This window comes from Salinisphaera sp. SWV1, assembly GCF_052044155.1.
Classification (GTDB): domain Bacteria; phylum Pseudomonadota; class Gammaproteobacteria; order Nevskiales; family Salinisphaeraceae; genus Salinisphaera.
In genome coordinates, this window is record NZ_JBQDYE010000049.1 from 1 (window position 1) to 24,911 (window position 24,911).

A 24,911-nucleotide genomic window follows, 5' to 3' on the forward strand; every position below is an offset into this window, starting at 1 on the left:
CGCGGCGTCTACGGCGGCGCGGTGGGCTATCTGGCCGGCAACGGCAGCATGGATCTGGCGATCGCGATCCGCACCGCCGTGATCAAGAACGGCGAGATCCATGTCCAGGCCGGCGGCGGCATCGTCGCCGACAGCCAACCCACCGCCGAGTGGGAAGAAACCATGAACAAGGCCCGCGCGGTGATGAAGGCCGCGGCCCTGGCCGAACAGGGGCTGGCCACACGCCGGCCGATCGGCGAGGGGACGCAGAACCGCTGATCCATTCATATACGCCCGCGCCGGTCGGTCGGGATTTGCATGGCGCCGGCGGTGACGACCCGCACACCACAGGCCCCAATGTCAGGATAGTTGCCACCCGGTATGGCGGTTGACCTGCGTGTTCATCCGCTCCATCGCATGACAGGTACGGGTGCGAATGCGTTTGCACTAATGTTCGGGCAACGTAAAGACCGCGAGCCCTTCGGGCAATGCGGTTTCAGAACCAACCCGCCAGATCCGGGGCCGTTGTTTCGTAGGCGGTCACAAACCGCTCCAGCAGGCGTTTGGCTTCAGCGGCGTCGGCCAATCGCATCACTTCCGCCACTTCCCAGCGTCCAACGGGGCTGCCAGCGCGTGGGTATGGCCCCAAATCGACGCTTTGTGTGTTTGCTGGCGCTGCCGCTATCGTTCCCGATCAGCGATCAAGCCAATTGCCGGTACACATCCAGCGTCTGCCGTGAACACCGACCCCAACTGAATTCGGTGGCACGCTGGAGGCCGAGTTCGGCGTGGCGACATCGCAAATCCGCGTCTTCCAGCAACACACGGAGCCCGTCGCGAATCGCATCCACGTCCAGTGGATCAACCTCAAGGGCAGCGCCGCCCGAAACCTCGGGCAAGGAAGTCACATTCGAAGTGACGATCGGCGTTCCGCTCGCAAAAGCCTCCAGCAGCGGAAGACCGAAGCCCTCGTATAAAGAGGGATAGGCGACGACAGCTGCGGACGAGTACAAGTCCGCCACCCACCGGCGCGGCAGATAACCCAGACACAACGCCTCCCCTCGGACCAGGAGTTCTTGCAAGCGCGCGACCAGCGTCGCATTGCGCCAACCACGAACCCCGACCAGTACCAGAGGATTATCGCGCCGCACCGCATCCGGTAGTGCGGCGTAAGCAGCAATCAGACGTTCCAGGTTCTTGCGCGGCTCAAGCGTGGCAACCGAAAGCACAAATCCCCGGTTACGCAAACCGAAGCGCAGCAATGTCGGGGCGACCTCGGCTGGCTCGCGCGTACGGAAATCACCTTCGGCGGCCAAATGGGTCACCGCGATCTTGCGGCTGGATACGCCGTACACATCGACGATTTCCCCGGCAACGAAACGTGAATCAGTGATCACCCGATCGGCCCGCTCCAATGCGCCGGGCAAGTGCCGATTGAGAAAAGCCACCCGTTCCGCCGGATGAAACTGCGGATATCGGACATGCGAAAGATCGTGGACCGTGATGACCACCGGCCCCGGGTAATGCAGCGGCATATAGTTCGGCTCATGATAGATGAATCCCTCATGCGCCAACGATCTCAAGGAACGCCTGGCCAGCCAGTCGCGCATAAAATGGCGCGCGGGATAGGCGCCCGGCATACCCCGGATCACGCCGCTGAACGACGCCGCTTTTTTCGCAAATATATTAGGTTGCGCGTCGCCGGCCGTCTGGTCGCTGTGCACCAGGCTCCGAAGCATATCGCCGCGTAACACCTGCCGCCCCTTGCACCCGGCAAGTTCAGCGACCTCGCCCGCCGCCGCCATCGCATCGATGAGATGTTCAGTGTACAGCCCGATGCCAGTCCGCGGGGACTTCAACGAATGCACATTGAACAAAACCTTCAACCGACGCCTCCGTCATTCGGTGTGCCGGCTGCAAGCATCCAGCTGAGCGTATCGCGCAGCGCGAAGCTTGGTTTGTAGCCGATGACGTCGGTCAGATGGCGATGCGATCCCCGCAGCACCGGAATCTCGTTGGCCCGCACAAACTCGGGGTTGACCGAAACTTCCATTGCATGGCCCGTCAGACCCTGCATTATTGTCAGCAGTTCACGCAAGGCAACCGCTTTGCCCGAGCAGACATTAAAAACATCCGAATGCAAGCCCGACTCCAGCAGCCCGATATATGCACCGATCACATCGCGGACATCCGAAAAATCGCGGCTGACATCCAGATTGCCAAGTTCAATGCTTTCGGCGCGGCGTCTGAACTGCGCCACCATCTTGGGCACCAGAAATCTCTCATCCTGCCCCACGCCGGTATAATTGAATGGCCTGGAAATCAGGATCGGCAAGCGCTCGAACCAGGTCCGCACCATGTGCTCCATGGCCAGTTTGCTGCAGGCGTAATGGTTGACCGGCGCCGGACAGACCGACTCGTCGATCACCTCGACACAAGGCTTGCCATAGACGTTGGCAGAGCTGGCAATCAACACCTTTCGCGGCGGCGTTGGCAAACGGGAAAGCGCATCCAGCAAATTAAGCGTGCCGAACAGGTTGACGTCGTAAAAGCCGCGGCCATCGTCATGCCCGACGAATGCCAATGCCGCCAGATGCACCACATATACGGGCTCAACGTCCCGAACCGCAGCCCGCACAGCGGATGAGTCCGTGAGATCGCAGGCAATCGCGCGCGTGCGACTTGTATCCGACGCCTCGCTGCTCAAGCCGACCACGCGATAACCGCGCGCTTCCAGCGCTGGCACCAGATAGCGGCCGGTGAAGCCGCTCGCCCCGGTCACCAGAACAACCGGCGCATCCATCAGAACAAAACTCCCGCCCGATTCCGCTCGATATCCGCTTCCACCATCATGGCGCAGAGCTGCTCCAGCGTGGTCTCCGAACTCCAGCCCAGCTCGGCCTTCGCCTTGGCCGGATCGCCGATCAGCAAATCCACTTCAGCCGGGCGATAGAACCTGGGATTCACCCGCACAATAGTCTTGCCGGTCGCCGTGTCGAGGCCACGCTCCTGCTCGCCCCGGCTCTGCCACTCGAGTGTAATACCGACACCCTTGGCCGCCATGGAGACGAAATCCCGTACAGTTTCCGTCCTGTTGGTTGCCAGTACGTACGTATCCGGCATATCGGCCTGCAGCATACGCCACATTCCTTCAACGTAATCCTTTGCGTAGCCCCAATCGCGTTTCGCGTCCAGATTGCCCAATTCCAACACATCCAGCTGGCCGAGCTTGATCTTGGCAATACCGTCCGTGATTTTCCGGGTAACGAATTCCCGCCCGCGCAGTGGGCTTTCATGATTGAACAGAATACCACTGACACCGAAAATCCCGTAGCTCTCACGATAATTTAGCGTCATCCAATGCGCATAGAGCTTGGCCACGCCGTACGGGCTTCTCGGATGAAACGGCGTCTGCTCGTCCTGCGGCACTGCCTGGACCTTACCGAACATCTCCGACGTACTCGCTTGATAAAAACGAATATCCGGGTTGACGATGCGGATGGCTTCCAACAGATTCAGCGCGCCGATACCCGTGATCTGAGCCGTCGTATGGGGCTGGTCGAAGCTCACACCGACAAAACTCTGTGCGGCGAGGTTATAAACTTCCGTGGCACCCGTTTTCTCCAACAGGCGAATGGCAGAGCCGAGATCCGTCAGGTCGAACTCGACCAAATGCAGATTCGAATGGTCAGCGACGCCGAGTTCCCGGATTCGCCAGAAATTCACCAGGCTCGTCCGCCGGAAGGTAGCGTGGACGGTATATCCCTTTTCAAGAAGCAACTTGGCCAGGTAGGCTCCGTCTTGGCCGGTAATACCGGTAATTATAGCAGTCGGCATCTCATGTAACTCGTTAGATTGAATCAGCAGGTATTTTCTCCGGCCACTGCACGCCGCAAAGAACAATATAAAAAATAGTTACGGCAATATTATAAATATTCGCCAAGCCAATCCGGCATGGTGATGCCATGAACCTCAAACCCTTGTCTGAGATAGTCAGCGAAACCCGGGGTTTTCTCAAAATGACGTTCAGCGAAAAATAGCGCCCGGTATTTCTCTGGATGCTTTTGGTACAGCAGCGCATCGTTTGTGAACAAACGAACGCGCTCGGAGTGAGACTCGCGTTGCAGATCGCGCGGCTGCGCGGGATGAAACACCACGGCATCACTGGCGAATGGAACCTGGCCGATCTCGAGCAGCCGCCATCCGAACTCCGTATCCTCTCGAAAATGCGGCTGATCAAACTTTAAATCGAAACCGCCGAGGTACTGAAACGCCCCCGATCGCACCATCAAGTTAGCCGTCATGAACCCGATGCCGTGAAAGTCGCGATTAGTTACCGGCCGCCAGTCCGGGTCGTTCGGGTGGTCAGACTCGATGAAACCCTCAACCCCAACCACGTGGGGGTTTTCAAAATAGCCGCGCGCACTGAGCAACCAACTCGGCTCCGGCACGCAGTCATCGTCGACGAACGCGATTATTTGGCCCTGTGCCAGAAATGCTCCAGTGTTGCGCGCCCGAACAGCCCCGTTGACCGGACAATGGTAATACGTCAGACAGAAACCCCATGCATCATCGGCGGCCTCCCAACGGTCGGCGCTCTGGTCGACCACAATGACCTCAAAATCGCGCTCCAGTTGACGTCGCAGCGCGTCCATTAGCTCATTAAGCTGGTGATGCCGCTCATAGGTGGGAACAACAACCGAAAACAAAGGGCGCGGCTGGTTTGCAATTCGGATCCGAGCGTCAAAAAAGATCCCAAGCTGCTCCGAAATGCGCTCCCACGCATAGCCATCCTCGATGCACTGACGCGCTTCTTCGCCCGCGCGGAAACGTACCGACGAATCCATCAAAGTTTCAATCGCGGCGCGGAATGCAGCCGCCTTTGGATCGACGACCCAAAATGCCTGCCGACGGCCAACATCAATGCCGCGCGCTCCGGTTCGAGTCGTCACCACAGGCAAGGACATCGCCATATAGTCGAACATCTTGATATTGGTTCCCGATCCTGCCATTACGGGATTGAGAGCGATGTCCGCCGCCCGGAACCACCGATACTTTATCGACTCGTCCAACGATCCGGTGATGCGAACATTCGCGCCCGAAGGACGCAGCCCGTCACCTGCGCCACCAGCGATAACGAAAATGACGTCCGGCATAGCCGGTGCCAATTCGTCATTAATGAAGTAAGCGGCCTGTAAATTAGGTCCATAACCGCTGCCGATGAACACAGCCACAAAAGCCGCTACATCGATCTGCAGCACCTCGCGCGCCTGCGTCCTAGTTTCCGTATGATGCAGTGCGTCTCCGAATGCCATAACGCCATTCGGCACCAAACGCATACGATCAAGCGCAAACTCATATATGCGATTGAAGCGCAGCAGATCTTCGTGAGAACACGCCAAAATCCAGTCGGCGCGGCGACCTACTTCATATTCATCCTGGACTACCTGATGCAACAATGAAGCTTCCGTCGGGTCGGATTCGTCAAGGAGTTGCGCCCGCAGGAAACCCTCCACGTTTTGCGAATCGTAGATCACCACGTGATCGGGCCGCAGCGCATCCCGAACCAACGGATAGACCCAAGGATGTGAGAACACCACCACATCAGCGGTAGCGATGGCAGACCGAGCCTCGGCCAGGAAGTCTTGAGATAAATGTGCGTGCTGGCTGAACGCGAGATCAATCACCACCTTGCCCGCCACTCGCGCGGAAAGCGCTGCTGCGGCAGCGTGATGCTCATTACTCAGCGGAACATCAGTCTCGAATAGCGTCGGCGACAAGCGATGGGCACGACGGCGTTCGCCGGGCCAATCGTAGGTTCCGACATATTGCGCATCCAAATCTAGATTATGATAAAGCCCCAGTAGCCTCTGGCGCCCACCCCCAACCGGTGGATCAATTGGTTGCATATCCAACACCGCGACTCGCGCCCGTTCTTCATTCCCATCGCCGTCCGTTATGCCCAGACCGGCGTCGGCAAGAGTCTCGACTGTTGTCGTCCAGGACATATTTTCGGTAACCTGCCGTCCATTACGTCCCATGCGCGCGGCGTCGTCCCGGCTCTGCCATAGAAATTCCAGCGCGTCTCGAACGGAGTCAACGCACGGCTTTACGACCAGGCCGGTCTGAAGATTCTGGACGAGCCTGCTGGGCTCGCCAGAGTCGCTGCAGGTCAACACCGGCTTGCCGCTGGCAAACGCCTCCAGAGTCACATAACCATAATCTTCGCGCAGCGGAACGAACGGCACAGCCAATGCATTCGCATAAAGATCGACTAAATCACGGTCACTTACGTGACCTAGAAAACGGATCCGATCGTCATCCTCTGCGCGTGCTCGCAGCATTGCCTCGGCTTCGCCTGTGCCGGCGATGATCAACTTTAACGGCAGCTTCGAGGAACGTACCGCATCAACCAGCAGATCAACCCGCTTCCACGGGTGAAGACGGCCCGGCAGGAAAAAGTAGTCGCCTATCGGCCCTTCGCGAAAACCATGAAATGCTAGCGGCGGATGCAATACTTTCGAATCAAGGCCACGCCAGCGATACAAGCGACGCGAAACCTCATGACCAATACTAAAACGCGCCCGAACTGAGGAAAGCGCTTGAAAATCTAGCTCATGCAGCCGATACCTCTGAACCCGCTGCTCGGCCGTGGCGTCGGGAAAATTATCTTCGAACATATCGTCGAAAACCCGAACCGTATGTACTAGGTAAATAACGTGGTTCGGATGCCGCACGGCATAAGTTGGCGCCTTGGTCGATACCACCAAGGCATATTCAGAAAGATCCAGCTGCGCGCAATGCGCATAGTTTTCAAGGATCTGCTCAAAACTGAACTCTTCGGCAGCAACCGTGACAAGTTCAGGCTCGGCTCCGATGGATCTGAACCCCTCCATCAAACCAGCGTAAAAACGCTCCGCGCCGCCAGCAGCGCCAGCACCTGCAACGACAATGGCAACCCGCTCTCCCTCCAGCCGCCTGTTCATTCGCTGCGCTCCTCGTCGGTTTGCTCCAACTCGGCGCGGATTCGCTGCATCAATACGTCTAGACCGAGTTCGTGTGAACTGTCCACGTGGCCGCGATATCTGCCCGCAGACATCCCGCCGCGTTCAGCGGAATGCTGAAATTGGGCAGCGGCGCGCGCTGCCTGGCGTCGCCGCAACCGCTGTTCTACATTGGGCACAAACGCCACCAGCCGTCGGCTCAGCCGCTTGATACGCGGATGCCGGCTCACGTAGTCGATTGCGCCGTCGACCGGATCCAATCGAACGGCCGTACTTTTTGCCCGGCGACGTCCCTCACGGGCGACTTGCGCCCCCCAACGCAGCGGCTCGGTGACCCGCCACGAGCGGCTGTTATAGACGGAATGCAATTCCGACTGCGCCGCGCCGGCAGCATCGAGCGCCTGCTGCGCCATCGTCATCGCGGTCTCGACGCCGGTTCGGGCGGCTTCCAGAGCCTGCGTTGCAGTCTCCACGCCGGTTCGGGCGACATCGAGGGCCTGCTCGGCCGTGTCATGGGCCGTCGCTACCTTCGTCTCCACACCGGCGAAGCGGGCATCGAACCGCTCGGCCAGGCTCTCGTACGGCATGCCGTACTCCGCTTCGAATAGCGTATCGAAACGTTCAAACTGCGACGTTGACCCACGCTTCTGTGCAACGATCGCATAATCCGGACTGGCACCGCCGATCACTTCACGCACCCCGATCGGCACATCGCCGTGCAAACGCCGATCCTCCTGCAGCCGCAGGATTCGGGTTCGGGCAAAGCCCGCGTACTCCGGCAGAAACGCCAGCAGCGGCGGCGGCAACGGGTGACGATGGGTCGGGTCGAGATAGAAATGCCGCGACGCCACCAGGATATTTTCCGGGTTCGGCGTCTCGAGAATGAGCAGCCCGCCCGGCGCGAGCACCCGCAACGCTTCGCTGACCAGGGCCTGCAATGCCTCGAACGGTAAATGCTCGGCGATATGAAAGCCCGAAACCAGAGCCAGGCTTTCGTCTTCCATCTCCGCCAGCGCCGCGAGCGCATCCTCCTGCCTCACCGCAAGCTCGCGCTCACGGCAGGCCGCCAGCATGCCCGCATCCAGATCGACCCCCTCGGCAGAAAAACCCTGGGCCTGCACGACTTCCAGCCACTCGCCCCGGCCACAGCCCAGATCCAGCGCGCGCGCCGCGGTCGTCGTATCAGTCAACGGCGCCAGAAACGGCAGGTAAACGCGCAACCGCGCGTCGATAGTCTCGCGCGTGCCGCGAAAACGGTCCTCGAAGGCACGATAAAAACCGTTTTCAGCCACGTTCACACTCCCATTCAGGGGGCAGCCACATTGCGCCGGTGAATACCGGGCAGTTGACATTCACCACGTCGAACACCGCTGCGAGGTCCCACCAGTCGTAGTTACCCGCCACGTGCGTATCAGACGCATGTAGAGCGACCGCCACGGAATAGGAGCCGACCCCCAGATTAGCGGGAAATCGAAAGGTGTAATCAAAAAACTCGCCCGCCGACACGTCGGTGAGACTTGCCCCCAGATGATGCGTGTTGATACCGAACATCGGCTGCCCCAGCCGATCCTTGATCACATAACCGAGCACCAGCCGCTCCAGGTCGACATGCGCCCGACACGCGACCCGCAACGCAACCGACTCGCCCACACGAATGTGCTCGACCGCCTTGCCGGCGGCATCGCAAAGCGTCACCGATTCAACCCGGGCCTCGCCCGTGCCCGAGCGCGTCTGCACGCGGCCGCTCTCGGTTTCGGTCACCTCGATGGTGCTGTTCTCTTCTTTTTCCGCGATCAGCGCGTTATAGAAGTCCATCACGGCTTCCGGCCGGCCATCCTTGATCACACGGCCTTCGGCGAGCAGCAGCGCACGCGTGCAGAGCGTCTGAATCGATGTTCGGTCGTGCGAGACAATCAGAAGCGACGTACCTTCGGCCTGGAACTCTCGAATCCGCGCAAAGCTTTTGTGCTGGAAATACGTATCGCCAACCGACAACGCCTCGTCGATAATCAGTACCTCCGGCCGGTAGGCGGTCGCCACGGCAAACGCCACGCGCATCTGCATACCGCTGGAATAGGTACGCACCGGCTCATCGAAATACGCGCCGATCTCGGCAAACGTCTCGATATCGCCGATGACCGCATCAACCTGTTCGCGGCTGAAGCCCATCAATCCCGCCGAGTGGTACACATTCTGCCGCCCCGTGAGATCGGGATGAAACCCCATGCCCAACTCGAGAATCGCCGCAATACGCCCGCGCGCGACGGCCTCGCCCGTGCTCGCCCGCAGCGTGCCGGTGATGATCTTGAGCAACGTACTTTTGCCCGCGCCGTTCTGGCCCACGATCCCGACCGCCTCGCCCGGCGGGATTTCGAAGTCCACGTTCTGCAGCGTCCACTGTTCGGCGACCGGTTTGAATCCGAAACCGAACCAGGACAACACCCGCCGCCATTCGCCGCCGTAGTCGCGATACGCCTTGCCAAGGCCGCGCACTTCCAGTACCGGTGTCGCGTGACTCATAACACGTCGGCCATATCTGCGGCAGCGCGCCGATAAATTCGCCACGAAAGCGCGAGCAGCACTGCCGCCAGCAGCGCGGGATAGATCAGGGTTTCAAGATCCGGCGAGCGGCCATACACGAGGACCGCGTGATAAGCCTCCACTACGCCGGTCATGGGGTTGATCAGCAAAATATCCTGATAGCTTGTCGGCAGCATGCGCGCGGTATAGACCACCGGCGTCAACCAGAACCAGAACTGCAGCACGATCGCCATGATCTGGCCGACGTCGCGAATGAACACATTCACCATCCCAATCAGCAGCCCCAGACCCAGAGCCAACGCCACGGTCAGTGCGGTGAGCAGCGGCAACCACAACAACGCCGGCGACGGCCAGTGCCCCATTAACGTGAACACCACGAAAATGGCCACGAACAGCAGCATATTGGTCACCAGCGTGCTGCCGGCGGCAATCAGCGGCAGGCTGATGCGGGGAAACGACAGTTTCTTGATCAGGTTGCCATTGGCGATGAACACATTGAGGCAACGTCCGACCAGCTCGTTGAACAGGTTCCAGCCGAGCATGCCGGCCATCAGATAAATGGCATAGCCGAAGCGGCTGTGCACGCCGGGCATCTTGGCCGACAGCACCGCCGACAGCACCAGCGCATAGATCGCCACTTGCGCCAGCGGGTTGAGAATCATCCAGAGACCGCCCAGCCGACTGCTCGCGAACTGAGTCAGAAACTCGTTCTTGATCGACCCGACAATAAAACCCCGGTAGCGCCAGACAGAAGCAATCAAAACATTCAAATCCTCTAAAGCATGAACGCGTGCCGACACGCGCTGCTATTCCACACGTCTTTCATTTAGTCTTCAAATGACAGTCCGGCGGGCCCATCATATAAACTTGGGTCGCACCATCCGGGGCCACGAGCCGGACGCGCCCCGAGGTGCACATGCCGTTGTCGGCGAAGTGGATAGGCTTCAACACCTCGAGCGACCATCCTTTCGGCACCTTCGGCGCGGTCTTGTTGTTCAACTCGAAGCCATGCCCGTGCACATAGGCCTTGAGCGACAGCTCATTGAGCTGCTGCACGATCTCGCTGCGTTGGCCATGGCCACGCCAGGCCCCGATCATCTTCATCGCCTGCGGAATGACGACCGCCGTGATCAGCGCCCCGATGAACAGCACGACGGTAATCTCCAGCAGCGTCATGCCGCGCTCGCGGCCGGGGCCGGTTGCCCTACGACCGCCCGGGCGGCAAATAGCCGATATCCGCATTAATGCCCTTGCCACCCGGTTTGCCGTCGGCGCCGTCGGACCATAGTGCAAACGGCATGTTCTTAGGCCCCGGCACCTGATAATGATAGGCATAACCCCAGGGATCCTTCGGCACCTTCGGATCACCCAGATAGGGTCCGTGCCAGCGCTTGGCCAGTGACGGGTTCGACGGCGGCTGCACCAACAGACTCAATCCTTCATGGTTGTTCGGAAACCGACCGTAGTCCAACTCCAGGGTCTGCAGCGAATTTTTAAGCATTTTGATCTGCACCTTGGCGGTCTTGACCTTCGACTTGTCCGCCTGGCTGAACAGGCGCGGACCGATCAACCCGGCCAGCAGGCCGATTATCACCAATACCACCAACATTTCGATCAGCGTAAAACCACGCTGTGCGCGCTGCATTCAACTCTCCTCCCGCGCCGGGCGCGCAGGCATCATGGCAAAGGAAAAACGGTCGCTACTGGAGCACCGCGTTGTTCAGACTGGTCACCGCCAGCATGATCGCGACCATCAGCAGCCCGATCGACGCACCGATGAACAGAATCGCCGCCGGCTCGAGCAGCAGCAGAAAGCGTTTCATGCGCTGCGTGGCCGACGTATTGTATACCCTCGTCAAAGAGGCCAGTACCTCCGCCAACCGCCCGGACTGCTCGCCCACGCGCAACAGATTAGCACCCATGGGATCAATCAGATGCTGACGTTCCAGCGCATCGGTCAGCCGTTCGCCGGCGCGGATGTTGGCCTGTACAGTCGTGAGCCGGCGCCGCAGGCTGGCGATGGTCACGGCCTCGGCGCTCAGTGCCAGCGCGCGCGCCAGCGGCACCTTGCTGCTCAGCAGCGCGCCCAGGGAATGCGTCCAACGCCCCATCTCGGCCTGCAGCAACCAGCTGCCGATGCCCGGCAGACGCAGCAGCGTGTCCTCCGCCGTGCGCCGCACCTGCGGTTGCTGCAGCAACGCCCAACACACCCCGGCGACCCCCGCCACGCCGGCGAGCACGAAAAGCCAGTGGTCATGTAAAAACATACCGATGTGCAAAACGACGCGGGAAATCCAGGGCACCGAATCGCCGCCCTTGGACAGCAACCGCTGGAATCGCGGCACCACAATCGCGAATATCAGCACGATCGCCGCCAGCCCGGCGATCACCAGGATCGCCGGATAGATCAGCGCATTACGCAGCTCACGTTGGCTCGACGCGACATATTCCATGCGGTCCAGCGCGGTTCGCATCGCCCCGCCCAGATCGCCGGCAGCCTCACCGGCGCGGATCATCTGCAGCACGTCGGGTGGCAGCGACAGCCGCGAACGCTCCAGCGATTCCGAAAACGAATCGCCGCCGCGCAGCCCGGCATGCAGTTCGTCGAACACCGTCCCGAGCGGGGTGTTGGCGTGTCCCTTGCGCAGTGACGGCAACGCCTCGGAAAGCGGCACGCCGGACGCCAGCAGCGTCGCCATCTCCTCCACCGCCTGCTTGCGCATCGCCCCGGTCAGCCGGCGGCTGCGCAGCCGTCCGCCGCGCGGCTGGCGCGCCGGCGCAATCGTCAGCGGCAACAGCCCCTGAGCCTGCAACGCCCGATAGGCCGCCGACTCACTGTCCGCCTCGATATGCCCTTCCATGCCCACGCCCTGGGCATTGGTGGCCTCGTAATGGAACAACTCAGCCGGCATGATCGACTTCCAGCGCGGAAGATACCGGCTTGTCTTCGTCCATACCCTCCATCACGCCGGTCACGCGGAACACCTCATCCAGCGTCGTCTGGCCGCGCCAGGCCTTTAGCAGCCCATCTTCGCGCAGCGTCCGGAAATGCGACGGCAGCGCCTCGCTCATCCGTGCCCGTGGGGCCGCTTCCGAGACCAGCCGTTCCAACGTGGGGCCCACTTCGATCCATTCATAAATACCCACGCGCCCACTGTAGCCGGTCCCCATACACTGGCGGCAACCCACCGCGCGGTGAAAATTCGGGGCATCCGGCAGCAGCGCGCCGAAACGCGCGCGCAGACTGTCCAGCACGCCCGACAAGCCATCCGGCGCGGCCTCGGGTTCCCGGCAATGGGGGCACACCCGACGCACCAGCCGCTGCGCCAGGACCCCGCGCACGGCCGAGGCCAGCAGATACGGCTCCACCCCCATGTCGATCAGCCGGCCGAAGGCCGAAATCGCGTCGTTGGTATGCAACGTCGAAAACACCGTATGCCCGGTCAGCGACGACTGCACCGCAATGCCGGCCGTCTCGCCGTCGCGCACCTCGCCGATCATGATCACGTCCGGGTCCTGGCGCAGGATGGCGCGTAGCGCGCGCGCGAAATCGTAGCCGATGTCGGCATGCGCCTGAACCTGCACCACGCCGTGCATCCGGTTTTCGACCGGATCCTCCACCGTGATGATCTTGCGCTCGCCATTGTTCACCTCGCCCAGCAGCGCATAAAGCGTGGTGCTCTTGCCCGAGCCGGTCGGCCCGGTGACCAGCATCAGCCCGTGCGGCTGGTTGGCCACATGCTTCATCTGCTGGTACAGATCCGGCTCGAGCCCGAGCACATCCAGATCGAGCCGGCGATCATCCTTGGGCAGCAGACGCATCACCACCGACTCGCCGTCGGTGTCCGGCAACGTGGAAATACGCACATCCAGCGTCATCCCCGCAGCCTGCAGGCTGATCCGCCCGTCCTGCGGCAAGCGCCGCTCGGCGATATCCAGATCGGCCATCAGCTTCACCCGCGACAGCACCGCCTCCATACGCGTGCCCGTGGTGCGCATATGATCGACCAGTACGCCATCGATGCGAAAGCGTACCCGCAGCGCGCCGTTGTCGGGCTCCAGGTGGATATCCGAGGCATCCAGCTCCACCGCCTGGGTGAGCACATTGTTCACCAGCGACACCACAGGCGCTTCCTCGGCCAGTTCGCGCAGATAGGCTTCATCATCGCGGTTGCCGCCCGAGCGGGCATCCACCAGGCCCAGCCAAAGCGACTCCGCCTGCGAGCCGAGCAGATGCCATGCCACATCCAGCCCGCGCGCCTCGGCCAGCTCGTTGACCAGCACATCGGCCGGGTCGCGCCCAGCGAAATGCAGCTGCCCGTCGTCGTCCAACCACGGAATAATCTGCCGGAACAGGAACCAGTCGCCGGAAAAGCCGGTATGCTGGATGCCCGCTGCCACCGCCTCCGCCGTGGGCGGCTGCGCGTTCGGCGCGTAATGCACGCCCAACTGCTCAGCCAGCACCGGCAGCAGCCGATCCTCCGAGCACACGCCCAGGCGATTCAACACCGCGCCCAGCCAGCCGCCGTATTCGGCCTGGAACCGAAGTGCCTTGTCCAGTTCGGCCGCATCGATGCGGCCGGCTGCAATCAGCATCTGGCCAAGCATCTGTGGGGAGTCGGGGGATTCAAGTGCGTCTGTCATCGGGGCTCACCCTCGCGCATTCTGGGAACAAGCCGGTTCGGCCGCATCCGCGGCCCGCCGGCCCGGGGCCCGGCCGTGGCGATGACGGCGGCGCCAGCGGGCGACCGGCCGATCGACGACCCAGAATGCAGCCCAGGACAGCCCGAACGAAACCCCCAGTACGGCCAGCACATTGGCAGCCGACCCCTGCGGTCCCACGGGATGCATCTGAAAATACCAGATGGGCAGAAACTGCGCCAGAAACACGCCATACGCCAGATAGCCCAGCCGCACATCCCAGCGGTGAACCGGCAGCCGCCCCAGCCCGTGGATGGCGGCCATCCCCGCCACCAGCCCGATCAGTTCCTCGCGCAGATACGGTGCGCTCACATGCCCGGCCGCCCAGGCCACCGCCAGCGCGGCCACCACGGTTGCCGCCGCGCCCCACTGCAACGCTCGATCCCGGCGCCGGATCGCCGCCCCGAGCAGAAAGATGAACAGAATCCCCGGCAACAGCCGATAGCCCCAGGTATCGGTATTCACCAGCCCGCTGGCGGCCACCACAAACCAGCACGCGCTGACCGCAAACGCCGCCCGGAATGCACGCAGGCCGCGCAAAAGCCCCGGCGCCACCAGATAAAACTGCAACTCGGCGGCCAGCGACCAGGCCGGCGGAATGAAGGTCGCGTGCCCGATCCCGGTGAACATGAAAAAATTCAACGGAATGATGAACAGATTCTGCAGCAGCGTGGCCGCATCGACCGGCCCGCGCATATAACCGGCTCGATAGCCGGTGGCCCAGATAAACGCCCCCGCCAGCGCAAGGAACAGCAGATACGGCGGCACAATGCGCAGCGCGCGGTCGCGATAGAAGGCCCAGGTATCGCCCGGACGATCGAAATAGCGCAAAAACTGGTCGGCCATGATATAGCCCGCCAGCATGTAGAAAACCACCACCGACGCCACCCCGGGATTCAACCCGGCGAACAGCACGCCGCAATGGGACACGGCCACGAAGCTGGCCAGTACAAGGCGCAGAATACCGAACATTCCATCAATATTAGAGCCTGTTGCCGTCTCGCGCGAGCCTGCAAATGAAACCACAGCAAGCCTCTGGGGCAACCGGCCGGTCATCCAGACGCGCACAACCCATACCGACGTCGGCAGTCGCCTGCCGCAGCGCATGTACAATCACGCGCTAAGCCGCAGCCCGACCGACTCAACCGCATGGCGCACAACGCGATCGACTCCACGCTGGCCAGGTCGCCGACCGCGCCCCTCCGGTCGCGGGCACCCGCCGCCTCATCCGGGCACGCCATGGCCGGTTTCGGCCTGCTGGAAGCCATCGTCTCGCTGGCCTTGATCAGCGTCGGCGCGATGGCCGCCTACGACTGGATCAACACCAATCTCATCAGTGTCGGCCGAATCCAGGATGTCGCCCGCAAGACCGAAGCGAAAAACAACATCCTCGGCTATCTCGACAATCTCAACCCCATGCAGCAGGGCAGCGGCCAACAGGCGTTCCTGCATTACCGTATCCGTTGGCAAAGCAAACCCGTGGCGCCACCGCGCGACCAGGTCAACAGTGCCAGCGGCACCGGCCTGTACCAGGTCGCGCTCTACCGCGTGAGCGTCGCGGTATCACGCCCCCAGCAGGGCCACTGGTTCAGCATGTCCTGGACCCAGATCGGCTACAAACAGGTCCGCAAGGCACGCGGGCCGCTGTCCTGAAGATGGCAGCCGGAGGCACCGCCATGCGTGGCTTCACCCTGATAGAAATGCTGGTCGCCCTCGTGCTGACGACATTGATCACAACCCTGATCATGCAGGGCATGAGCTATCTCTGGCGCATGCAGTCTCACTACGACCAGGTCATGATCAACGCCTCCCAGCGCGACATGCACGCCGCCTGGTGGCGCCAGAGCGTGCACGACATCATCGCCACTCGCAGCGACAACCCCCACCGCTTTACCGGCAACGCCCACCAGTTCTCCGGCCTGAGCCTTGACGTACCGGGCCAGATCCCCGGCATGCCCGGCGCCGTGCACTGGAAGATCGCGCCTCAGCACGGCCACGACGAACTGCTCGGCAATGGCCTACACATCCTGCAGCTGCCGTCGGGCAGTCGCTTCGTGTATCTGGACAGTGCGCGCAAGGCCCATGCGCAGTGGTCGCCGCAGGCCTCGGCCCCGCCGCTGCCCCACGTCATCGTCATCAAGAAAGACGATGCCGTGGTCTGGGCCGCCTCGGTGCAACAGCCCCAGCGCCGACCGCTGCCGATATCCGCCGGGCCAAACGGCAACAACAACGGCGGCGGGTTCGTGCCATGAACACGGCACGCAGCCAGCAGGAAGGCTATGTGCTGCTGATGACCCTGGTGTTTCTTAGCGTCATCACGCTCACCGTCGGCTATTTCCAGCACAAGGTCGGCGAAGCCCGCCACCTTGTCGCCAACGCCCGCGACAAGACCGAACACCACATGGCGATGCACTCCGAGCTCAATACCATGCTCTATCGGCTCGCCGTGGTCCGCCCCACGCGCGAGGGCATCGGCAAGCCGCCGAATATCATGCGCGTGGACAACCGCGCCTACGTCGACCACAGCACCGGCGTGCAGGTGCGACTCATGGACGCCCGCGGCCTGATCAGCCTGCGCTACCCCAGCCGCGAACGCCTGCAACGGCTGCTCGGCGAATACGGCCTGCCGGTCGATCAGCAGAGCCAGTTCTACGATGCCCTCAAGGACTACACCGACCCCGACAACCTCCGCCGAATCAACGGCGCGGAAAAACCCCAGTACCTGGCCCGCCACATGGCCCCGCCCAGCAACCGGCCGCTGCGCAGCGTGCTCGAACTGCGCCGGGTGTATGGCTGGGCAAGCCAATCGCAACTCGTCGACAACCCCGACTTCATGCAGCTGTTCACCATCATGCCCGTGCCCGGCATCAACCCCAACGCAGCGCCCATCCCCGTGTTGGCCACTTTGCCCCGCGTGGACCGCCAGCTGGCCAAACGGCTGGTCAACTATCGCCAGAACCAGCCGCTCGGCATCGGCATCATGGGTCAGCTCACCGGCCTGAGCGCCATGCAGATGCAATTCACGGTGTTCCCGTTCCCCTCCAAGTTCTTCCGCATCACACTCTCCTGCGGTTCTTGTTTGGTTCCGGCCATGCAATACAATGTCGCGCTTACGCCCTCGAGCAGCCACGCCCCGTGGGACTTCGCGTCGGTGAGACGACTGGATGCCAGAAAGCCCAAAAGCCCTCCGCAACCGCTTCCGAAAGTGGTTCCCTTCAAGCCTGTTTCGGCCGGCGCGCTTTCTCCGTAGCCGCGCGGGCACCGAGCGCCTGCGCCGCGGCCTGCTCGGCCGCGAGATGCTGCTCGCGCGCGAGCTGATCCACTTCGAATACCTGTCGTTTCCGGCCGAGATCACCGCGGCCCAGCGCAACAAGGCGCTCGCGCTCAAGATCCAGGCCGGCAGCCCTTATGCCCGCACCGGCCACGTCGCCCTGTGGGACGGCAACGCCGCGCAAGTCTGGTTCTGGGATCAGGCCCGTGTCAGCGACATCAAGCGCGCCGTGGTGCTGCCCGAAACCCTGGCCCATCCGCCGCGCGCCGATGGCGTGCGCCTGCTCGCCCTGTCCACCGGCTACGAAGCCCAGGTCTGGCAGCGCGGCGCATTGCGCGCCAGCCGGTTCTGGCCCGAGCCGCCGGCGCGCGCGGCCTGGCAGGCCTTCATCCGCCGCGCCGGGCAATCGGCCAGCGCGCCGGCCGAGCCGCCCGCCGCCGAAACGCCAAGCTGGCTGGAGCGCCCCTATGCCCGCGGCGCCGGCAACGAACTCGGCCAGCTGCGCGCCCAGACCGGCAAGCTCTGGATTGCCGGCTTCGCCGTGCTCGCTCTCGCGCTCGCCTGGCAAGGCACGCGCTATTTCAAATACCAGGGCCTGCAGCATCAACTCCAACAGCATATTGAAGCGCTGCGCCAGCAAAGCCAGCCGCTCATCCGGGCCCGCGCCCAGGCCCGCTCTCGCCTGCAAAAGGTCCAGACCCTGCAGCAACATCTCGACCAGCCCTCGCCGCTGGTTATCATCGATGATCTGCTCAAGACCATGCCGCAGAATGTCCATATCGAGCACTTCAACCTCTCCGGCAACACGGTCAAAGTGCTGTTCTCCGGCCAGAAACTGCTCAACACCGCCAAGATCGTCGGCCGCATCCAGACCCTGCCCTACGTGGCCAGCGTGAACACCGGGGACGCCCGCAACGGTCAGCTTCAGCTCACCATCGGGCTCGCCTCATGAATCTCGGCGACCCACTCAGCGACCAGCTCAAGGCCCAGCTCCGCCAGGTCCGCGAACACCCGTGGCTCGGTCAGGCCCTACTGGCCATCGCGGCCATCATGCTGCTCTACAGCGTGCTCACCCTGGCCGACACCAACCAGCAGATCGCCCAGCAATGCAAGCAGCTCGAAGCGCGCGCCGAGCGCATCGCCCAGATCGCCGATCAGAAGCAATGGCGCAAGCGGCGCCAGCAGGTCAGCTCGCGGCTGTCGCAACTGCAGAGTCAACTGTGGCAGGCGCCCACCCCCGCGCTCGCCCAGGCCAACCTGCAGGACAAGCTCAACATGCTCGTCCGCCAGAACAACCTCAAGAACGCCCGCCTGCAGGTGGGTCAGCTCATGGCCGTGCCCAACGCCGACTTCCGGCGCATCAAGGCGCAGCTCGACTTCAAATTCGACCCGAACACCCTGCCCACCGTACTCGCACGGCTCGCCGGCATGCAGCCGCAGGTGATCTTCGACGGGCTCGAATTCCACGATCAGCCCGACTCGCGCGTCACCCTCGGCCTGTTGTTCTATTTCCGCGGCCAGGGCCAGAACCCGAACAATAACCAGAGCAACAACCCGAACGGCAACCCGAGCAACGCCCCGTCGACGGATACCGACAATGGATAGAGCGCGCGCTTCACGCTATCTGCTGATCGGCCTGCTCGCGGTGGCGGTGATCTGGGGCATGTGGCTCGTGCCCGTGCCCCAGCCGAGCGGCGGCGACGCGGCCGGCGGCGCCGGCGATTGGCATCTGGCCCCGATCGCGCCACCCGCCGACCCCAAGAAACTCGCCACCCGACTGGCCCAACGCCAGGGCTGGGGCAGTCCCGCCGGCAGCGCTGGCGGCGGCAACGGCGCACAGGCCGGCAGCGCTAACCACAGCGGCCACAACAGCGCGAAACAGACCGCCACGCACAGCACCATTCTCGGCATCACCAGTGTCGACGGCCAGCCGCGGGTGGTCCTCATGCACAAAGACCAGGTCGATACCTACGGCCCGGGCGACAGCCTGCCCGACGGCCGCCGCATACAAGCCATCCACGGCCTCGAAATTACCCTTGCCCCGGCGCCGGACAACAAGAACAGCAAGGCCAACGCGGGCGCCCAGGGCAAAAGCAAGAGCCACAACCAGGGCCAGAGCCAGGACAAGAACGGCAACGGTGCGGCGCGAACCCAGACCCTGCACCTGTTCCCCTACGACAAGAGCCATCTCGGCATGCCGAAAACCAGCCCGGACCACAACGCCCCCAACGCCGGCTAAAACGCCCCGCGGCCATTGGCCGCGCTGTGCGGGGTTGCCTTCCTTCAGTGACCTTTCTTGCGCAAACAAGAAAGGCGACGCACGCATCATCGCGCAACCCGCGCCCGATCAAGGATTTTCACAAGCGACAGAATAATCGAGACCGCTCACCGCAACCGCGTACAACAACGGGAATGATAAAGTGTGTCGCTTCGCGACCCCTCTGCCCATCCTCAGCCCGAGCATCCGCTCCATGACGACACAGCTTGCGCGCCCCTTCCTGACGCATGTTCTCGCCCTGCTTTGCCCGCTGGCCCTGCTGCTCGGCGGCTGCTCCATTACCACCCCCATGCACATCCCCAAGCCGGTTCAGCCGAAGCAGAGCCAGGCCAAAACGGGGAGCGAGCAGTTGCGTGCGGGGAATCAGGAAAAACCGCAGACCAAGGTCCAGGCCACCCCACAGGTGCCCTCGGCGGCCTACGCGGGCAGCGGCGCCTCGCCCCGGGCCCAGCTGCGGCACATGCTGCAACACGGCCCCGGCCAGTCCGGCGCGCAGATCCCGCAGCAGCCCAGCCAGGGCCAGGGCCAGGGCCAGGGCAAAAACCAGAATCAGAACAACAACGCCGGCTCACAGACCCACCAGGTCACCAAGATTCCGGCCCAGGGCGGCCAGCCGGCGCGCTACAAGATCAGCTTCGATCAAATGCCGCTGCCGGGCTTCATTCAGTACGTGCTGGGCGACCTGCTCAACTTCAACCTGTATGTCGCGCCCCGGGTCGCGCAGGACAAGAACAAGGTGGTCACCCTGCGCGCCGACCACCCCGTCACCAGGGCCCAGCTCATCGCCACCACCCGCACCGTGCTCAACAGCTTCGGCCTGGCCCTGGTCCAGGACGGCCAGCTCTACCGCGTCATGCCCAGCAAGGACGTCAAGAACGTGGCGCCCAAGTATCTGCGCAACCAGAACGAAGCCAGCACCCCGACGGACCTGCGCCCGGTATTCCATTACATCAAACTGCAGAACGCTGATTTCCAGAACGTCTATCAGACCCTCAACAGCCTGCTCAAGGGCCAGCAGGTTCAGATCTATCCGCAGCGCAGCCAGAATTCGCTCATTCTCTATGGCCAGCGCGCGGATGTGCAGAATGCGCTCGACGCCGTGCACCTGCTCGATCAACCGCGCATGCAGGGCACGCAGGGGCGCATGATCAGCCTGGCCTATCTGCAACCCAAGACCTTGGCCGACAAACTCGGCAAGGTTCTCAGCTCCGAAGGCTATGCCGTCGGCGGCGAGTCCAGCCAGGGTAACGGGCCCGGCGCCATCTCGCTCATCCCGGTGCCGTCCTCCGGCAGCATCATCCTGCTCTCGCCCAACCACAAGCTGCTCCAGCACGCCGTGGCCTGGGTCCACAAGCTCGACTCGCCCGGCCAGCGCAGCGGCAACAAGGGCCTGTATGTCTACCGCGTGAAAAACGCCAACGCCACCGCGCTCGCCCGCACCGTCAGCCAGTTTTTCGGCGGCAGCGGCGGCAGCGGCAGCGGCAACCAGGGCTCGCCCGGCGGGCTCACCCTCAGCGGCACCGCCGGCACCGAAACCACCAGCGGCGGCACGGGCGGCATGTCGAACGGCCCCGGGGGCAACAACAGCAATGGCGGCTTCAATAACGGCAACAACAACAACGGTAATGGCAACAACGGCAACGGCAACGGCAATCGCAACAACAACGGCGGCAGCCAGCCCCGCGTTTTCGGCAAGGACATCGTGGTCAACGTGCCGACCAACAGCATCATCTTTCGCGGCAGCGCCCAGGACTTCCAGCAACTGCGCAGCCTGCTGCAGGAGCTCGACCAGCCCGAACGCCAGGTCCTGATCGAAGTCACCATCGCCGAGGTGGACCTCAACAACACCCAGCAGACCGGCATCTCCTGGGCCCTCGGTGCCGCCGACATCGGCAATGCCGTGCTCAAGGGCGGCACCCTCGGCGGCCTCAGCGTGCCCGCCAACAGCGGCATCAACTTCTCCGTGCTCAACAACAGCGGCGCCACCCGCGCGCTGATCGAGGCGCTCGCCACCAACAGCCATGCCCGTATCCTGTCCACCCCGCGCATCATGGCCCTCAACGGCCATCAGGCCTTCATCAACGTCGGCAACTCGGTGCCCGTGCTCACCTCGCAGCAGACCTCCAACACCCAGATCAACGGCAGCAGCAGCATCCTGCAGAGCATCCAGTACGTCGATACCGGCGTCATCCTGAGTGTCACCCCGGTCATCCACGGCCAGGGTGATGTCGACATGCAGGTCAAACAGGAAGTCAGCAACGCCAACTCCACCAACACCGGCGTCAGCAACAGCCCCACCATCCAGAAGCGCACGGTGCAGACGGACCTGTCCGCCCCCAACGGCGACACCGTGGTGCTCGGCGGGCTGATCAAGCGCAACCAGAGCACCTCCAACAGCGGCGTGCCCCTGCTCAAGGACCTGCCCGGGATCGGCGCCCTGTTCCGCACCCGCAACCAGAGCGACGACCGCACCGAGCTGCTCGTGTTGCTGACGCCGCACATCCTGAGCCATGCCAGTGGCCTGCAGTCGGTCACCCAGGCCTTGCGCAATCGCTTCCCGGGCCTGTCGCAATAAGCCCCGGCGGGCATGGTCCGTCGGGCCGGTCCGCCGCCGGCCGGTGGCCGGCCGTATTGCCGGCGCCCCCTGTGGTTTGCCGCGGCTCGACCGTCCATCGCAAAAACAGGGCCCTGGGGCGCATTTTTGTTGACACCCTTTCCCGCAGGTCCCTACACTTGGTCCGCATCGTCCCGGACCATGGCGCTCTCGTCATCGCGGTTTTGGGGGGATGTTGTCGACAAGGACGAGAGACGTCTCATATCCGTTTCAATGGAGAGAAACCAGATGTATTTTCCTAAAAAGAGTGCCGTGGCGCTTGCGGTTGCTGCTACGTTTGTGGGCGGTGCGTTCACGACCGCGTTCGCGGGCACCGCTAGTTCGACTTACAATACTTATGCGACCGAGGCGGCAACCGCTGGCAACTTGGGGAAAGTAGCCAGCCCGAGCTTGGGGTATCAGCCGAATCAGGTGATCGCAAGCGGCTCAACGTTCACGATCTACATCAAGCTGACCGGCGGGGCGACCTGGGACAGCACGGCCGCAGGCACTATTTCGGGTACTGGCAACGCGACCTACGGAGGCAACGCGGACTTATCAGGTGAGGCCGTTAGTTCAGACGGATCGGTGTTGGCTCTTACGTTCACTGCATCCGCCGGCTATGGACAACAGTCGGTTTTCAGCCTGAGTTCAGTACCCAGCCTGGTCGACTTGTCGAACGCGACGGCGCTGCAGACAGCGGGCGGCAAGATCACCGCAGATTTCGCGTTTGCCAACGGGGCAGCGACGAGTCCGGTGAGCTACCCGTCCAGCCCGATTGACTCGGCATCCGGCACCGTTGCGGATTCGCAGCAGGCGATTCAGATTAATGTCGTGAGCAGTGGCGATGCTGCGTTCACGAGTTCGACCGGCTCCGTCAAGGCAGCTAACCAAGAGTCGGCCCAGATCGACGTGAGTGCCAAACCGCCTCTTAGCGACGTAACAGGCGGCCTCAGCGCTTCTAATGTTGATTTCGGTGCCTTCTATCTCACGAACACCCCGGGCACCCAGTTGAACGGCAGTGGCGCTGACTACAAGGTTGCAAACGGACTGGGTAAGCTCAACGTCACGCTGTCCGGTAACTTCTTGACCAATAAGCAGGAGACGCTGTCGCTCAACACCGGTGCGGACTGCGCCAGTGGTACTGCTGTTGGCACTGCTGTTACTCCGAGCAAGGCTTCGAGCGTAGACCTGACCCTCCCGTCCGGTACCGTGGCCGCGGAAAAGACCCCGGTCTTTTTCTGTATGGCGGTTGACAACTCGGTTAGCAATCCCGTGCAGCTTCCGACCACCCAGCCGAATGTGACGACGCTGCAAATTCTCGACCAGACTGCCACCACGAAGGTTGTGGACTCGCTGTCCTCGCCGGCGTCGCTATATAACCTGCAGGAGAATGGTGCGTCGATTAACCTGCTGAATTACGTCCCGGCTGCCGCCGCGCCGTACATGACCTATGTACGCTTGGCGAACAATGGCAGCGTCAGTGCGCCGGTTACGGTCACGCTGAAGGGCCAGGATGGCAGCACGCTGGGTAGCGGCACTCTGGGTACGCTGGCCGCGGGCGCGTCGCAGACCTACTCGGCTACGCAAGTCGAGAATGCTGCTGGTGTGTCGCTCACTGCAAGCCAGCGGCCCCAGGTTCAGCTGACCGCTCCAACCACGAAGCTGAATGCACAAAGCTACTTGGGTGACGGCAACGGTGGCTTCACCAACATGACGTCGGACAAGTAGAACGATGCTGTTGAAGCATTGATGCGGTTTCCGCATTCGGTGGCTTGAAAAGGCCACTTCTTAAAGGCGCTCTTCGGAGCGCCTTTTTTTATTCCAACTCGCCACGCCCTTGCCTCGGGGGCCAATAGGGACCAGACCACGTTTTCTCGCTCCGTCCCGAGCCGCCGTTCTATTTCCACGGTAGGCGCTGCAGCACTCGGCCGCGTACGCACCAAATAACGCGAGGTCGGCCGACTTCGCGTGATGTCGCAGACCCCCAGGGATTCAGGTTTGACGGGTGCGTTGTCGTAATCGCCGCTACCGGACGCCAAGCCGCATGGGCGCGATCGCCACGGATCATCACCCGCCCGCGGAGGCGCCCGATCCAATCCCGGCCCAGCGCAGTCCAGTCCAGCCCAGTCCAGGGCTTCGACTGATCGAAACCACGGCGTGTGAAATCCCGGCGTCCGTGAGCACGATCGGGCGGCACGTGGCCGGCGGGACAATAGGGGACAGACCACGTTTTCTGACCCGAAGAAAACGTGGTCTGTCCCCGTTTTCTGGGCTATCGAGATCGCGTTGCGGATGAACTTCTTCATACAAGGTCAACGCGCGCCCCTGGCGGGGAATCGACGCCCGCAATAACTGCCATTGGCCATCCCGTGCCAGCTCGCTCCAATCAACGATAATGACCGGTCGATCACGCGACAACGGGCTCTGCGCCGTGCTGCGATAGATCGCCCGACGATGCGCTTGCATCGTAAACGGTCCACTAACCCCATCCTTCCGGCGGCATAATCGATAAGCCAATCTCTCCGCTGTCGCTATTGACGG

At 62.5% G+C, this 24,911-nt stretch carries 21 protein-coding genes; 9 read left to right on the forward strand and 12 right to left on the reverse strand.

The window, feature by feature from the left end:
- Positions 1–258: chorismate-binding protein (locus ACS8YF_RS17530; RefSeq protein WP_440851404.1), on the forward strand; the 258-nt coding region annotated here is incomplete at its 5' end.
- Between the two features lie 422 nt (positions 259–680).
- Here ACS8YF_RS17530 and ACS8YF_RS17535 read toward each other — a convergent pair.
- The 12 genes from ACS8YF_RS17535 to ACS8YF_RS17590 all read right to left on the reverse strand — a co-directional run bounded on the left by ACS8YF_RS17535 (position 681) and on the right by ACS8YF_RS17590 (position 15,197).
- Positions 681–1,865 carry a glycosyltransferase family 4 protein gene (locus ACS8YF_RS17535; RefSeq protein WP_440851405.1) on the reverse strand — a complete coding sequence of 395 codons (1,185 nt, stop codon included), beginning with the start codon at positions 1,863–1,865 and terminating at the stop codon, positions 681–683.
- Positions 1,862–2,782, reverse strand: coding sequence for an NAD-dependent epimerase/dehydratase family protein (locus ACS8YF_RS17540; RefSeq protein WP_440851406.1), 921 nt, complete (start codon positions 2,780–2,782; stop codon positions 1,862–1,864). The genes ACS8YF_RS17535 and ACS8YF_RS17540 overlap by 4 nt, the downstream gene beginning before the upstream one ends.
- Entirely contained in the window at positions 2,782–3,816 is a 1,035-nt protein-coding gene (gmd, locus tag ACS8YF_RS17545; RefSeq protein ID WP_440851407.1) for a GDP-mannose 4,6-dehydratase, read from the reverse strand. The genes ACS8YF_RS17540 and gmd overlap by 1 nt, the downstream gene beginning before the upstream one ends.
- Positions 3,817–3,905: 89 nt before the next feature.
- Positions 3,906–6,965 (reverse strand): glycosyltransferase, encoded by a 3,060-nt coding sequence (locus ACS8YF_RS17550; protein WP_440851408.1) that lies wholly within the window; start codon positions 6,963–6,965, stop codon positions 3,906–3,908.
- Positions 6,962–8,335 (reverse strand): class I SAM-dependent methyltransferase, encoded by a 1,374-nt coding sequence (locus tag ACS8YF_RS17555; protein WP_440851409.1) that lies wholly within the window; start codon positions 8,333–8,335, stop codon positions 6,962–6,964. Before ACS8YF_RS17555 ends, ACS8YF_RS17550 begins: the two co-directional genes overlap by 4 nt.
- Complete coding sequence (locus tag ACS8YF_RS17560) at positions 8,268–9,503, reverse strand: ABC transporter ATP-binding protein (RefSeq protein ID WP_440851410.1); 1,236 nt, start codon at positions 9,501–9,503, stop codon at positions 8,268–8,270. Before ACS8YF_RS17560 ends, ACS8YF_RS17555 begins: the two co-directional genes overlap by 68 nt.
- Positions 9,500–10,294: an ABC transporter permease gene (locus ACS8YF_RS17565; RefSeq protein WP_440851411.1), complete on the reverse strand. Its 795-nt coding sequence runs from the start codon at positions 10,292–10,294 to the stop codon at positions 9,500–9,502. The genes ACS8YF_RS17560 and ACS8YF_RS17565 overlap by 4 nt, the downstream gene beginning before the upstream one ends.
- A 52-nt stretch (positions 10,295–10,346) precedes the next feature.
- The gene (locus tag ACS8YF_RS17570) at positions 10,347–10,700 is read right to left on the reverse strand and encodes a type II secretion system protein (protein ID WP_440851412.1); all 354 of its coding nucleotides are present in this window, start codon (positions 10,698–10,700) and stop codon (positions 10,347–10,349) included.
- 28 nt (positions 10,701–10,728) lie between these two features.
- Positions 10,729–11,169, reverse strand: a complete 441-nt coding sequence (gene gspG, locus ACS8YF_RS17575) for a type II secretion system major pseudopilin GspG (RefSeq protein WP_440851413.1) — start codon at positions 11,167–11,169, stop codon at positions 10,729–10,731.
- Positions 11,170–11,224: 55 nt separating this feature from the next.
- Positions 11,225–12,436, reverse strand: coding sequence for a type II secretion system F family protein (locus ACS8YF_RS17580; RefSeq protein WP_440851414.1), 1,212 nt, complete (start codon positions 12,434–12,436; stop codon positions 11,225–11,227).
- Positions 12,426–14,168 (reverse strand): GspE/PulE family protein, encoded by a 1,743-nt coding sequence (locus tag ACS8YF_RS17585; RefSeq protein ID WP_440851415.1) that lies wholly within the window; start codon positions 14,166–14,168, stop codon positions 12,426–12,428. Before ACS8YF_RS17585 ends, ACS8YF_RS17580 begins: the two co-directional genes overlap by 11 nt.
- Before the next feature lie 6 nt (positions 14,169–14,174).
- On the reverse strand, positions 14,175–15,197 hold the full coding sequence (locus tag ACS8YF_RS17590; RefSeq protein WP_440851416.1) for an acyltransferase family protein: 1,023 nt from the start codon (positions 15,195–15,197) through the stop codon (positions 14,175–14,177).
- Positions 15,198–15,374: 177 nt separating this feature from the next.
- Between ACS8YF_RS17590 and ACS8YF_RS17595 the strand changes: the two genes are divergently transcribed.
- The 8 genes from ACS8YF_RS17595 to ACS8YF_RS17630 all read left to right on the forward strand — a co-directional run bounded on the left by ACS8YF_RS17595 (position 15,375) and on the right by ACS8YF_RS17630 (position 24,098).
- Positions 15,375–15,878: a type II secretion system protein gene (locus ACS8YF_RS17595; RefSeq protein ID WP_440851417.1), complete on the forward strand. Its 504-nt coding sequence runs from the start codon at positions 15,375–15,377 to the stop codon at positions 15,876–15,878.
- Between the two features lie 23 nt (positions 15,879–15,901).
- Positions 15,902–16,477, forward strand: coding sequence for a prepilin-type N-terminal cleavage/methylation domain-containing protein (locus ACS8YF_RS17600; RefSeq protein ID WP_440851418.1), 576 nt, complete (start codon positions 15,902–15,904; stop codon positions 16,475–16,477).
- A gap of 38 nt (positions 16,478–16,515) precedes the next feature.
- Positions 16,516–17,475 (forward strand): general secretion pathway protein GspK, encoded by a 960-nt coding sequence (locus ACS8YF_RS17605; RefSeq protein ID WP_440851424.1) that lies wholly within the window; start codon positions 16,516–16,518, stop codon positions 17,473–17,475.
- Complete coding sequence (locus tag ACS8YF_RS17610; RefSeq protein WP_440851419.1) at positions 17,390–18,448, forward strand: hypothetical protein; 1,059 nt, start codon at positions 17,390–17,392, stop codon at positions 18,446–18,448. The genes ACS8YF_RS17605 and ACS8YF_RS17610 overlap by 86 nt, the downstream gene beginning before the upstream one ends.
- Positions 18,445–19,101, forward strand: a complete 657-nt coding sequence (gene gspM, locus ACS8YF_RS17615) for a type II secretion system protein GspM (protein ID WP_440851420.1) — start codon at positions 18,445–18,447, stop codon at positions 19,099–19,101. Before ACS8YF_RS17610 ends, gspM begins: the two co-directional genes overlap by 4 nt.
- Positions 19,094–19,735, forward strand: coding sequence for a hypothetical protein (locus tag ACS8YF_RS17620; RefSeq protein WP_440851421.1), 642 nt, complete (start codon positions 19,094–19,096; stop codon positions 19,733–19,735). The genes gspM and ACS8YF_RS17620 overlap by 8 nt, the downstream gene beginning before the upstream one ends.
- Positions 19,736–19,967: 232 nt before the next feature.
- Positions 19,968–22,349, forward strand: coding sequence for a type II secretion system secretin GspD (gspD, locus tag ACS8YF_RS17625; RefSeq protein ID WP_440851422.1), 2,382 nt, complete (start codon positions 19,968–19,970; stop codon positions 22,347–22,349).
- A gap of 252 nt (positions 22,350–22,601) precedes the next feature.
- On the forward strand, positions 22,602–24,098 hold the full coding sequence (locus ACS8YF_RS17630; protein WP_440851423.1) for a hypothetical protein: 1,497 nt from the start codon (positions 22,602–22,604) through the stop codon (positions 24,096–24,098).
- The last annotated feature ends 813 nt before the right edge of the window (positions 24,099–24,911 follow it).

Bases quoted from the DNA above. Each gene is read 5' to 3' on its own strand.
- ACS8YF_RS17540 (WP_440851406.1), bottom strand. From the start codon at position 2,782: ATGGATGCGCCGGTTGTTCTGGTGACCGGGGCGAGCGGCTTCACCGGC.
- gmd (WP_440851407.1), bottom strand. From the start codon at position 3,816: ATGCCGACTGCTATAATTACCGGTATTACCGGCCAAGACGGAGCCTAC.
- ACS8YF_RS17550 (WP_440851408.1), bottom strand. From the start codon at position 6,965: ATGAACAGGCGGCTGGAGGGAGAGCGGGTTGCCATTGTCGTTGCAGGT.
- ACS8YF_RS17555 (WP_440851409.1), bottom strand. From the start codon at position 8,335: ATGTCAACTGCCCGGTATTCACCGGCGCAATGTGGCTGCCCCCTGAAT.
- ACS8YF_RS17560 (WP_440851410.1), bottom strand. From the start codon at position 9,503: ATGAGTCACGCGACACCGGTACTGGAAGTGCGCGGCCTTGGCAAGGCG.
- ACS8YF_RS17570 (WP_440851412.1), bottom strand. From the start codon at position 10,700: ATGACGCTGCTGGAGATTACCGTCGTGCTGTTCATCGGGGCGCTGATC.
- gspG (WP_440851413.1), bottom strand. From the start codon at position 11,169: ATGCAGCGCGCACAGCGTGGTTTTACGCTGATCGAAATGTTGGTGGTA.
- ACS8YF_RS17580 (WP_440851414.1), bottom strand. From the start codon at position 12,436: ATGCCGGCTGAGTTGTTCCATTACGAGGCCACCAATGCCCAGGGCGTG.
- ACS8YF_RS17585 (WP_440851415.1), bottom strand. From the start codon at position 14,168: ATGACAGACGCACTTGAATCCCCCGACTCCCCACAGATGCTTGGCCAG.
- ACS8YF_RS17590 (WP_440851416.1), bottom strand. From the start codon at position 15,197: ATGTTCGGTATTCTGCGCCTTGTACTGGCCAGCTTCGTGGCCGTGTCC.
- ACS8YF_RS17595 (WP_440851417.1), top strand. From the start codon at position 15,375: ATGGCGCACAACGCGATCGACTCCACGCTGGCCAGGTCGCCGACCGCG.
- ACS8YF_RS17600 (WP_440851418.1), top strand. From the start codon at position 15,902: ATGCGTGGCTTCACCCTGATAGAAATGCTGGTCGCCCTCGTGCTGACG.
- ACS8YF_RS17605 (WP_440851424.1), top strand. From the start codon at position 16,516: ATGACCCTGGTGTTTCTTAGCGTCATCACGCTCACCGTCGGCTATTTC.
- ACS8YF_RS17610 (WP_440851419.1), top strand. From the start codon at position 17,390: ATGCCAGAAAGCCCAAAAGCCCTCCGCAACCGCTTCCGAAAGTGGTTC.
- gspM (WP_440851420.1), top strand. From the start codon at position 18,445: ATGAATCTCGGCGACCCACTCAGCGACCAGCTCAAGGCCCAGCTCCGC.
- ACS8YF_RS17620 (WP_440851421.1), top strand. From the start codon at position 19,094: ATGGATAGAGCGCGCGCTTCACGCTATCTGCTGATCGGCCTGCTCGCG.
- gspD (WP_440851422.1), top strand. From the start codon at position 19,968: ATGACGACACAGCTTGCGCGCCCCTTCCTGACGCATGTTCTCGCCCTG.
- ACS8YF_RS17630 (WP_440851423.1), top strand. From the start codon at position 22,602: ATGGAGAGAAACCAGATGTATTTTCCTAAAAAGAGTGCCGTGGCGCTT.